The 11,138-nt window shown below is 61.6% G+C and carries 8 protein-coding genes; 7 read left to right on the forward strand and 1 reads right to left on the reverse strand.

The features are described 5' to 3' along the window. Positions 1-50 precede the first annotated feature (50 nt). The 5 genes from NBH09_RS06135 to NBH09_RS06155 all read left to right on the forward strand — a co-directional run bounded on the left by NBH09_RS06135 (position 51) and on the right by NBH09_RS06155 (position 6,118). Entirely contained in the window at positions 51-440 is a 390-nt protein-coding gene (locus NBH09_RS06135; protein ID WP_250787359.1) for a YtxH domain-containing protein, read from the forward strand. After that, a complete protein-coding gene (locus NBH09_RS06140) occupies positions 440-1,195 on the forward strand; it encodes a PRC-barrel domain containing protein (protein ID WP_117776631.1) in 756 nt (251 codons plus the stop codon). The genes NBH09_RS06135 and NBH09_RS06140 overlap by 1 nt, the downstream gene beginning before the upstream one ends. Positions 1,196-1,267: 72 nt before the next feature. Then, the gene (locus NBH09_RS06145) at positions 1,268-2,674 is read left to right on the forward strand and encodes a polysaccharide deacetylase family protein (protein ID WP_250787360.1); all 1,407 of its coding nucleotides are present in this window, start codon (positions 1,268-1,270) and stop codon (positions 2,672-2,674) included. A 328-nt stretch (positions 2,675-3,002) separates the two neighbouring features. Next, positions 3,003-4,847, forward strand: coding sequence for a magnesium transporter (locus NBH09_RS06150; protein WP_035136597.1), 1,845 nt, complete (start codon positions 3,003-3,005; stop codon positions 4,845-4,847). 74 nt (positions 4,848-4,921) lie between these two features. Then, positions 4,922-6,118 (forward strand): Nramp family divalent metal transporter, encoded by a 1,197-nt coding sequence (locus NBH09_RS06155; RefSeq protein ID WP_138114439.1) that lies wholly within the window; start codon positions 4,922-4,924, stop codon positions 6,116-6,118. Positions 6,119-6,634: 516 nt separating this feature from the next. Here NBH09_RS06155 and NBH09_RS06160 read toward each other — a convergent pair. After that, a complete protein-coding gene (locus NBH09_RS06160; RefSeq protein ID WP_250787361.1) occupies positions 6,635-8,851 on the reverse strand; it encodes an acyltransferase family protein in 2,217 nt (738 codons plus the stop codon). 186 nt (positions 8,852-9,037) lie between these two features. Between NBH09_RS06160 and NBH09_RS06165 the strand changes: the two genes are divergently transcribed. Further along, positions 9,038-10,000 (forward strand): ribokinase, encoded by a 963-nt coding sequence (locus NBH09_RS06165; protein WP_250787362.1) that lies wholly within the window; start codon positions 9,038-9,040, stop codon positions 9,998-10,000. Positions 10,001-10,030: 30 nt separating this feature from the next. Further along, entirely contained in the window at positions 10,031-11,005 is a 975-nt protein-coding gene (locus NBH09_RS06170) for a nucleoside hydrolase (RefSeq protein ID WP_148332915.1), read from the forward strand. Positions 11,006-11,138: the final 133 nt, after the last annotated feature.

An 11,138-nucleotide genomic window follows, 5' to 3' on the forward strand; every position in this document is an offset into this window, starting at 1 on the left:
GACAGCATTCAAACGGTGGGCACCGACGTGCCCGCAGGAGAGGAATGATCATGGGTAAGACTTTCAGCTTTGTCTCCGGCGCACTTTTTGGTGCCGCTGCCGGCGCTATTGTCGGCGTTGCTCTGGCCCCGCGCTCGGGCGCCGAGACCCGCGCCATGGCTGCCGATATCGCCAACGACGCCTGGGACAATATGCGCGACACCTACGAGCACAGCGCCGAGGAGGCCCGTGCTGCGGTGAATGACTTTGGCCCGATGGTCGACGCCAAGACCGACGACCTGCGCGCCAAGGTCGACCTGGCCCGCGAGCGCATGGACCAGCTGCGCGAGCAGCTCAACGACGCCATTTCGGGCAGCAACGTGACGCCTGCCGCCGACGTCGTGGTCGAAAACGCCGTCGAGGCTGATACCGAGGCTGCGGAGCCCTCGACCGAGGCATAATGCGCGCCGGGGATTTTGTCGGCGCCAAGATCTATCGCAAGCCTACTGAGGACAAGCGTACCAAAAAGGACGGCACACCGCGCAGCCCTAAAAAGCTCGGAAAGATTCACTTTCCGGTCTTTACCCCGGGCGGTACGCGCGTGGTCGGCTTTATGGTCCGCCAGTCCGATATCGCGGGTATGATCGAGCGTCCCGACCGATTCGTAGCGCTCGACGCCATTGGTGTCTACGAGGGCGCCATCGCGGTTGACGACGTCAAGGGCACCTACGATACCGCTGCGGCCAAGCGCCTCGACATCAACCTGGACGATTGCATCATCTGGGTCGGTATGGACGTGCGCACGGAATCGGGCGACGTCGTGGGCTATTGCTCGGACGTTGAGTTCAAGCCGCGCTCGGGCATCGTGCAGGCATTCTATGTGACCGCCGGTGCTGCTTCGAGTGTTTTGGTTGGTGACACGCAGGTGCCGCCGACGATGCTGCGCGGCTACGAGAACGGCGCGATGGTCGTCTCGGACGAGGTCAAGTCGCTCGGGTATTCGGGCGGTGCGGCTGCCAAGGCCGCCGAGGCCAGCGTCGTGGTGGGCGACAAGGTCAAAAAGGGCGCCAAGGTGCTCGACGACAAGGGATCGGTTGCCGTGGACAAGGGCAGTCGCGCACTGGGCAAGCAGCTCGGCAAGACGCGCGGTATGTTCAAGGCCTTTAAGGACGAATATCAAAAGGCGAGCGGGGGCTCGTCAAAAGCTAGCAAATAGCGACGTACCAATTGATGGGAGGCAAGCCGGAGACCTGTTGCTCCGGCTTGCTGCCTTTATGGGGGAGGGCATATGCGCCAAAACGGATCTAACTTAAACGGGCGCTCGGGTGCGCGTCCGACGGCGCGCCGCGACCTGGGGCAGCTGCCCAGCGGTCAGCGCAAGCGTCACCGTAAGCCCGGCGCGATGTATCTCAACCATAGCCGCGGCTTTAGCGACCGCAGCGCTCGCATCGGCAACGGCCGCACGCCCCGTCGTCCGTCTCGCCTGCCCTATGCGCTCATCGCCGTGGGCTGCGCGCTCGTGCTGTTTGTCGCCGCCGTTGTGGGCTACGTCAACCGCAGCGTGGATGTCGTCCTCAACGGCCAGGAGACTGCAGTGCGCGTCGGCTCTACGCTGCAAAATCTCATCGACGACCAGGAGCTGACCGATACCTACGACGCTGGTGATCTGCTGGCCGTTGACGACAGCGTGCTGACCCGCCATGGCGGCGAAAAGCTGTCGGTAAAGGTGGACGGCAAGCGCATAAAACAGGGCAAGTGGAAAAGCCGCGAGCTTACGGGTGGCGAGAAGGTGACGGTCAAGGACGGCCGTGACACGTATGAGAAGCACGAGGTCCAGGCGACGGTTATCGAGCCCAAGCTCAAGGTCGAGGGCACGGGTGCCATCGAGTACGTCAAGACGTGGGGTATCCAGGGCCGCTCCGAGGTGTGGGTCGGCGAGCAATCGGGCAAGACGCAGGACCGCGGCGAGGTCGTGCCCGCCACCGATTGCGTGGTCGAGTGCGCGAGCGTGGCACCCAAGGGCAACGAAAAGTACGTTGCGCTGACGTTTGATGAGGGTCCGAGCGGAGCGACCAAGCAGATCTTGCGGGTGCTTAAGGAAAAGGGCGTCACCGCGACGTTCTTCCTGTCGGGTGATGCGGCCGAGGCCTCGCCCGCCACGGCCAAGGCGATTGTCGATGCCGGCTGCGAGGTCGGCTCCAACAGTTACAGCGACGAATCGCTCAAGGGCCAGGACCGCGATGCGGTGCGCGAGCAGGTTTCGAAGGGCACCGAGGCGATCAAGTCCGCGACCGGAACGTCGACGATGCTTTTGCGTGCTCCCTACGCAGCCTTTGACGAGCAAAACTGGATTGATGCGATGGACCTGGTGTCTGCCGTGGTCTCGTGGAATATCGATTCGGGCGACTGGCTGCTCAACGGTGCCGACGAGCAGGTCTCGACGGTGCTCGATTCGGTGACGCCGGGCAACATTGTGTTGCTGACCGATAACGATGAATGCGCCGAGCAGACGCTCGAGGCGCTGCCGCAGATTATCGACGGGCTTATTGCCGACGGCTACAAAATCGTGACATTGAGCGATCTGGTCAAGACGGATACATCGCTGAGCAAAAAGCTCACCTCGCTGACGAAGGCCGCCATGCCCAAAAACGCCGTGTTCCCCCAACTTGCCGAGGACGACGACACCACAGAGTAGTCATTGGGTAGTCGTTTAAGAACGTCCCCAATGGCTATGTCACGGATGCGTCAGCGTTTGGTATGCCTGCAATGTGCAGCGCATAAATTCGATGCCGCAGGGCGATGCTGATGCTATAGTTACTGCGGTTAATGAGGGTCAAGAGAAAGGTTACAGGTGAAATCCAAACCTCGACCATACAGTCGATGACCCCATGCAGGTGCTTTTTGCGCATGCACGGGGTGTAAGCGTCGAGCGGCGTGCCGCCCGCGCATGCGTATACATATCCAGAAGCCCCCGGACGCCGCACATGCGGCCGCGTTCGGAGGAATAATGATGGGGAGCACCATTGAATTATCTGAGTGAGATGCTCAAATTGCCGGTCTTGGACGTCGATGGCGAAAAGCTCGGCGTGGTCAACGATTTTGGTATTGCTACCGGCGAAGTTTTTCCACACGTGACGTCGCTCGCGTTCCGCGGTCCCGGCAAGACGCCGTTTATGATCAGCTGGCGCAAATGGGTCGACCGTATCGACGAGACGGGTGTACACCTTAAGACGTCGGCCACCGAAATCCGTTTTTCGTACCTGCAGCCGACCGAACTCTTGCTTGCCCGCGACGTGCTCAACAAGCAGATTGTCGACACGCAGGGCATGAAGGTCGTGCGCGTAAACGACATCAAGTTTTCCATGTCGGGCGAAAACCAGCTGCGCCTGCTGGGCGCCGAGGTCGGTGCCCGCGGTCTGCTACGCGCCATCAGCCCCGCGCTCGAGCATATCGTCGAAGGCTTTATGAAGCACCTGGGCAAGCCGCTCAGTGAGGACATCATCGCTTGGTCCTACATGGACCTGCTCGACCGCTCGACCAAGAACATTCAACTCTCGGTGTCGCACAAGACGCTCGGCGAGCTGCACCCTGCCGACATCGCCGACATTATCGAGCAGCTCGACCCGCGCCTGCGTGCGCAGGTGTTTGCGCAGCTCGATACTGCCCAGGCCGCCGAGGCCATCTCGGAGTTCGATGACGATGAGCTTATGACCGAGATGCTCGAGGGCCTGTCCGACACGGACGCATCGTCGATGCTGGCCATGATGGACCCGGACGACGCTGCCGACCTGATCGACGAACTCGATTATGAGAAGGCCGAGAAGCTCCTGCGCCTGATGGGCGTCAAGGAGGAGAAGGCGATTCGTAATCTGCTGGGCTACGAGGACAACACCGCCGGCCGCATCATGACCTCGGAGTTTGTCTCGCTGCCCGCCACGGCGACGGTCGGCGACGCCATCGAGGCGATTCGCAAGCTCGACGAGGACTTTGAGAGCGTCTATTACGTCTATACCGAGGACCCGAGCGGCATGCTGACGGGCGTGCTTTCGCTGCGCACGCTGATCGTGGCCGACCGCGACGCCACGCTGGGCCAGCTCGCCTATCGCGATCTGGTCTACGTGTCACCCGACGAGGACCAGGAAGACGTGACGGACGAGATGACCAAGTACGACCTGGTTGCCATCCCTGTCTGCGACGAGAACCGTCATATCCTGGGCATCGTGACCTTCGACGACGCCATGGACGTTATTGCCGAGGAGCATCAGGAGGACCTGCAGATCGCCGGTGTCGGCTCGGGCGATAGCGCGTCGGACGACTCGACGAACGTGCTCAGCTGGTTCGTGCATCGTCAGTACTGGGTCGTCGTGTGGGGCATCGCCTCGTGCATCATGGCAACGGTGCTGGGGACGGCGCTGGGCTCCGCGCATTTGGTGGTGTTCCCCATGTGCGCCATGCCGCTCGTGTTGCTGGCTGCCTCGCGTATGGTGTCGTTCGTCAAGAACTACTTCTTGGAGTATGACGGTCACGACGACGAGCCCAAGCCATATCTGGGATTCTTCTTCCAGAGCACGGGCATGGGCCTGATTCTGTCACTCGTGACCTATCTGTGCGCCCAGCTGGTGCGCACCGCCGCGTTTCCCGATGCGCCCATGTTTGAGGAGCAGCTCTTTACCGGCTGCTTTAATATCGCTGCCATCATTTGCCTGGTTGGCAACATGAGCGCCGTGATTTACCTGATGGTGCTGTTCTGGCGTGACGAGCATGACCTCAACACGTCGGGCACCGCCATGAACGTTATTGCCGTCATGATCTCGTGCATAGCGTACTGCGCCGCTGCGGTGCTGCTCACCATGTCGGTCATGGGTTAGGTGGTCGCGTGCAAAATACCAAGCAAAAGTCGGGCACCAAGCAAAAGTTGACCATCGCGGCCATCTTTGGCGCTATGGGTCCCGGTCTGCTGGCGGCGCTTTCGGGCAATGACGCCGGCGGCATTGCAACGTATTCCAGCGCGGGCGCCAGCTATGGCTACAAGATGCTCTGGATGCTTCCCGTCATGACTGTGCTGCTCATCGTGACACAGGAGACCGCGGCGCGCTGCGGCTGCGTCACGGGCAAGGGCCTGGCATCGCTCATTCGCGAGCGCTTTGGCGTGCGCAAGAGTGTACTTGCTATGGCGGCGCTGTTGATCGCCAACACGGCTGTGACCATTTCGGAGTTCGCGGGCATCGCCAGCGGCCTTGCTCTCTTTGGCGTGCCGGCGAGCATCTCGGTGCCGTTGGTAGCGCTGCTGGTGTGGATGCTTACCATGTCGGGTAGTTTCCAGCGCATCGAGAAGATTCTGCTGCTGGTGAGCTGCGTGTTCGTGACCTATATTGTCGCCGCGTTTATGGCTGGCCCCAACTGGGGTGAGGTCGCGGTCGACCTGGTCGTGCCTAACATTCAAAATGACCCCAGCTACGTGTCGCTCGTGGTCGCAACGATCGGTACCACCATCGCGCCGTGGATGATTTTCTTGGCGCAGAACAACGTGGTCGATAAGAACGCGGGCGAGGACGATATCGTGCTGCAGCGCATCGATACTGTGAGCGGCTCGCTTGCCGCCGATATCATTGCCGGCTTTATTATCATCACGACCGGTACGGTGTTGTTCCCGGCGGGTATTCAGATTAGCGATGCCGCCGATGCTGCCCGCGCGCTGGAGCCTATTGCGGGTCAGTGGTCCACGGTACTGTTTGCCTCGGGCCTGGTCGCGGCGAGCTTCTTGGCCGCCTGCGTGCTACCGGGCGTTACGTCGAGCGCTATCTGCGAGGCATTTGGCTGGGAGCGCGGTGCCGACCGCAGCTGGGACGAGGCCCCGGTTTACCGCGGCATCATTACGGCCATCATCGGTATCTCTGCCGTGCTGGTGCTTATGCCCGGCGTTGATCTGTTCCAGATTATGATGACCTCGCAGGTCATCAATGGCGTGCTGCTGCCTGTAGTCTTGGTATTCCAGGTGGTTATCGCGGCGGATCGCCACATTATGGGTGCCAACCGCAACGGCCGTGTGTGGAACGTGCTCACTTGGGCGACTATCGCCGTGATTACGGTGCTGACAGTCGTCATGTTTGTGCTGCAAGCGATGGGCTACAGCGCTTAACGCCCACTTTTGCTTCCGAACAGGCCGCAGCGATGGGCTGCGGCCTGTTTTTTGTCTGCTATAGGGTGTTAGTTATATAGCAATGGACAAAAATGCCAAATATGAGTACTGTTGCTAAGTGAATAACATTTACATCCTAAAAGATAATGAACATAGCATTTAGTATGTTCATTAAAATTGGCTCCAATACGCCTTAAACCAGTCAGGTTGGCTGCTTTAGGGGGTTGTAGGGGTCGCTCGGACGTCATTTTGGGTGGTTTTGCCTGCTACTAAAATGGTAACAGTACTCATATTTGCCCTTTTTTGCCCACAGACCTTTGAGGGTGCGGCGAAAAGGGCTTGTTTTGATTGTTTGGGGCAGGCACGAGGCGCGGAAACGATGTCTGGAGCGACGGAGCGGCCTGGAATTCATCCGTAGAGGTCTTCATTGGCTGCGCCAGGAGTGTCCCTAACTGCCGGAGGGGGTGTCTGCCGTGGCAGACACCCCCTCCGGATGTGGGAAGTTTGCGCTGCAGGTTACTTGTCGGTGCCCAGCTTGTGCGGCTTGAAGGCAAGCGCGTTGACGAGTGCGTCGGTGGCAGACTTGACGGCTGCCGGCTGCGGATCGTTGACGTGATCCTCGGGGTGTACGGGCAGGTCCTTCTTGACGGCATCGTGGATCAAGTTGAGGTACTCAGTCACGCCAGTGGTCGATAGATGCGTGCCATCGCCATCGAACAGGTCGTTGCGGTTGGCACTGTATCCGTACCAGTCGATAACGCGTACGTTCTTGTAACGCGTAGCGGCGTTGGCGATGGCCTGGTTGGTAGAGCCAACCCACGGCTGCGGGCTGCGCGTGTTCACAAACACCACAATACGCTTATCTCCTGCATCGGCCATGATGGCGTCGATTTGGTCGTCGGTTACCAAGCCGTTGGTGCCCAGCGCAAAGACCACGATCTTGCCGGCAAGGTTCTGTTGAAGATAGCCCTCAAATGTCGCACGGCCCGCATCAAACTGGCGGCCCTTTTCGGCATCGATATGGCTGTGCGGGAACACGCCGTCAAAGGTGTCTACGGCACGCAGCGACACGGAGTCGCCGATCATAAGCAGATCGTAGGAGCCATCGGGGAAGCCGTCGTTGTCCTTGTCGGTGTCGTCGGCCGCCTGCTGGTCGGTGGGCGCGGTGTTCTTGGCTTCCTTGTTCAGAACTTCGGCGCCCTCGCCGCTCAGCGCAGACGTCTCGGGCACAAAGATCAGGCCGCCCAGTGCAACGACCAACACGACAGCGCAGGCTGCGCAGACAGGGATGTGCGTGCGTGCCCAGTTGGCGGGCGTGGTGGTGCCATCGCGGAATTCGGCGACGGTGCGCCCAAAGGCGCCCTTCCTAAACGGAGTCTCGATAAAGCGATAGCAGCACTCTGCCACGGCGACCACCAACAACACCTGCAAAATGTACTGCCACCACGGCGTATCGTTGATGTTGGCGACCGGGTTCATGAGGAGCAGCAGCGGATAGTGCCACAGGTAGATGCTGTAGGAGCGCTTGCCAACCCACACGAGTGGCTCGGCGGATAGCGCGCGGGCAACCATTCCCTGGGGCTGCACGCAGGCCGCGATGACCATGAGCGTGAGGATCGAGCACAGCAGCGTGCCTCCGCGATACTGGAAGGCGGTGTAGCCGTTGGTGAGCGCGACCATGGCGGCAAGGCCAACCAGACCCACGACGCCCAACACATCGATGGATGCGGGCGAGGACCAAAAACGCACGAGGGCGCTCGGCTGTGCCGGGGCGGTCTCGGCTGCTTCGTCGGCCTTCTCGCCAGGTTTGCCCTCGGCGTTCTTGCCGTGCTTGGCGGCGCCGGCCAGGCGATTGAGCCCCAAACGATGAGCGAGACGCACCGGCGCCAGGTCGCGATCGGGGATAAAGGCCATCCAGGCACCCAGCAGCAGCGAGAACACGCGGGTGTCGGTGCCGTAGTACACGCGGCTGGGGTCGGCGGCAGGGTTGTAAAGCACCATCATGGCGAGGGCAGATACCGCGGCAAGGCCCAGAACCACGCGGCGCGTGTTGGGCTTGCTCACATGCATGGATACCATGGCAAACAGCAGCGGCGGCCAAATCAGGTAGAACTGTTCCTCGATGGCAAGCGACCAAAAGTGCGTGAGCGGTGAGGGGTCGCCCAGAGCATTGAAGTACGAGACGTTTTGAGCAATCTGCCACCAGTTGTTAAAGAACAGCAGCGACGGCAAGATGTCGGGGCGCATCTTGGTGAGCATCACGTGGTTGAAGACGGTGCACAGCGCACAGGTCACCACCACGACGGTTACCACGGCGGGGACCAGGCGACGGATGCGGCGGATCCAGAAGCTCTTGAGGTCGATGCGGCCGGTCTTAGCGACTTCGTTGAGCAGCAAGCGCGTGATCAGATAGCCCGAAAGCACAAAGAAGATCGTGACGCCAAGCAGGCCGCCCTGCGCCCACGTGAGGTTAAGGTGATAGAGCACCACCGCGACGACGGCGAGCGTACGCAGGCCGTCAAGGGCAGGGATGTAGCGGGATTTGGGGCGAGCAGGCGTCTGCTCCGCGGCGGGAGTGTTGGCGCGGCCCGCGTTGTTGGCAGAAGCGCGATGGGGGCTCGTGGTGCGTCGCGGCTCGTTGGCACGGCGTTCGCTCTTCACGCGTTCGTGCGGCGCCGGCTCGTTGCCCGTGCGGCGTCGACCGCGCGAGCCCGATTGCGAGAATTGTTCCATAAAACATCATCCAATGACGAGAATAATCAGCACGTATTCATTGTAGCTGCCTGCTCCTGTGAATGCTTGCTGCTGGCGCAACCTCAAGGGTGCGTTCACATCAAAGTGAACTAAAGTTATAGAGGTGCGAAGGCGCGCAATCGACGGTCGACGGTGGGTGCAAAGCCCGCAGATGAGGAGGTTTCCATGGCAGATCGTGGCATCGTTGCGGTGTTCGGCAGCATGAACATGGACCTTTCGGTGGCGTGCGAGCGCATACCGCGTGCGGGCGAGACCGTCGGCGGCAGCGGGTTTATCACCAACGCCGGCGGCAAGGGCGCCAATCAGGCCGTAGCTGCCGCGCGTATGGGCGCGTGCACGCACATGATCGGCGCGGTCGGTCGCGACGCGTTCGGCGCATCGCTCGTGGTGGGGCTCCAAGACACCGGCGTGGACTGTGACTTTGTAGTGCATCGCGATGACGTGGAGACGGGAACGGCGACCATCATTCGCTGCGAGGGCGACAACCGCATCGTACTGTCACCGGGCGCCAACCATGCGCTTGCGGGCGCGGACGTTGCCTGCGCGCTGAGGCGTCTGGTGGCCCATGAGCTCGACGGCGACGCCAGCGAGATTGCCCCGGCTGCCGGAAGCGTCTTTATCGCCCAGGGCGAATGTGACCTTGCGGCGACGGCCGAGGCGCTTGTTTGCGCTCACGAGCTGGGGTTCTATACGGTCTTTAATCCAGCGCCTGCCTGCGAGCTGCCTGCGGAGGTCTGGCCTGCGGTCGACCTGGTCTGTCCCAACGAGACCGAGTGCCAAGTGCTGACGGGCATTCTGCCCACGGATGATGTGAGTTGCGTCACCGCGCTCAATGCGCTGCTCGACAAGGGTGCCGGGGCTGCGGTCATCACGTTGGGCGGTGCCGGCTCGGTTACGCTCGGCGATGGCGGTGAGCTGCTGCGCATGCCGGCACTTTCGAGTACGGTAGTCGATACCACGGCCGCCGGCGATACGTTTATCGGCGCGTTGGCGGCGGCTCGCCTAGAGGGCCTGCCGCTCTTTGAGTGCATGGCCGCGGGTGCTCGCGCCTCGGCAGTGACGGTGTCGCGCCTGGGCGCTCAGCAATCGATTCCCACGCGCGCCGAAGTTGAACATTGGTTTGGTTAAACGATAAAGACGGAGAAGCGGAGTAGAACAATGACAACCAAGAAGCTGATCCTTGATCTGGATATGGGTGTGGACGATGCGATGGCGCTGGCCTATGCCATCGCGAGCCCCGAGGTGGAGCTCGTGGGCATCACCACGTGCTTTGGCAACGTGCGCGTCGAGCAATCGGCGCACAACTGCCTTGCGGTGCTCGATCTGCTGGGTCGCCCCGAGGTTCCGGTGTACCTGGGTGCCGACCGTCCTCTGCAGGCGACTGAGCCCTATACGCCGCCGGCGTCCACCGCGCTCATTCACGGCAAGAACGGCATCGGCGGCGCGAGCGTGCCCGCGTCGCCCTACGAGCCGGTGGGGGCGACCTCGGCCGACGGCAACGCTGCGGTCGATTATCTGATCGATGCCGCGCGCACCTATGGTCCCGATCTGGTCTACGTAGCGACTGGCCCGCTCTCCAACCTGGCGCTCGCCCTGGAGCGCGATGCGGCGGCGATGATGTCCATCGGCCGCGTGGTCGTGATGGGCGGCGCCCTTACCGTGCCCGGCAACGTGAGCGCGGGCGCCGAGGCCAATATGGCGAGCGACCCCGAGGCAGCCGACGCGGTGCTGCGCTCGGGCCGTAAGCTCACCATGGTGGGTCTGGACGTGACGCATCGCGTGGTGCTCACACGCCGCGACATTGCCGGCTGGACGGGCTCGGGCACCATGGCGGGCTGCGCATTTGCGAGCATGGTCGAGCACTACATTGGCTCGTACGAGATGAACGCACCCTACCTGGGTGGTTGTGCGCTGCACGATCCGCTGGCCGTTGCCGTGGCGATCGACCCCACGCTCGTAGGTGCGCTCGGCTGCAACCTGCGTGTTGATCTGCTGGGCGAGTACCGCGGTCGCACCATCTGCGATGAGCGCCGCCTGTCCGATCCGGACAAGAGCGCGCTTGTGGCACTGACCGTGGATGCTCCGCGCTTCCTGTCCGAGTTCAAGACGCGTATGGCCCGTGTCCTTGGCTAAGTTGTCTTTTTGGGACGTGTCTCTATAGTTTTGTCAACCGCGTGCTTCGCGCCATTTCGGCATGACGCATCCGGGCGCCTGGCGCCCCCGCTTGGTTTCCTCTTCGGTTGATCCCGCCGCCCGCTAGGCCGCG

The sequence above is a fragment of the Collinsella sp. BG-O-102 genome, assembly GCF_023656745.1.
GTDB lineage: Bacteria > Actinomycetota > Coriobacteriia > Coriobacteriales > Coriobacteriaceae > Collinsella.

What these genes read in the sequence shown, in the direction of transcription:
- NBH09_RS06160 (WP_250787361.1), bottom strand. Translation starts at nt 8,851, where the DNA reads ATGGAACAATTCTCGCAATCGGGCTCGCGCGGTCGACGCCGCACGGGC.
- NBH09_RS06140 (WP_117776631.1), top strand. Translation starts at nt 440, where the DNA reads ATGCGCGCCGGGGATTTTGTCGGCGCCAAGATCTATCGCAAGCCTACT.
- NBH09_RS06145 (WP_250787360.1), top strand. Translation starts at nt 1,268, where the DNA reads ATGCGCCAAAACGGATCTAACTTAAACGGGCGCTCGGGTGCGCGTCCG.
- NBH09_RS06135 (WP_250787359.1), top strand. Translation starts at nt 51, where the DNA reads ATGGGTAAGACTTTCAGCTTTGTCTCCGGCGCACTTTTTGGTGCCGCT.
- NBH09_RS06170 (WP_148332915.1), top strand. Translation starts at nt 10,031, where the DNA reads ATGACAACCAAGAAGCTGATCCTTGATCTGGATATGGGTGTGGACGAT.
- NBH09_RS06165 (WP_250787362.1), top strand. Translation starts at nt 9,038, where the DNA reads ATGGCAGATCGTGGCATCGTTGCGGTGTTCGGCAGCATGAACATGGAC.
- NBH09_RS06155 (WP_138114439.1), top strand. Translation starts at nt 4,922, where the DNA reads ATGGGTCCCGGTCTGCTGGCGGCGCTTTCGGGCAATGACGCCGGCGGC.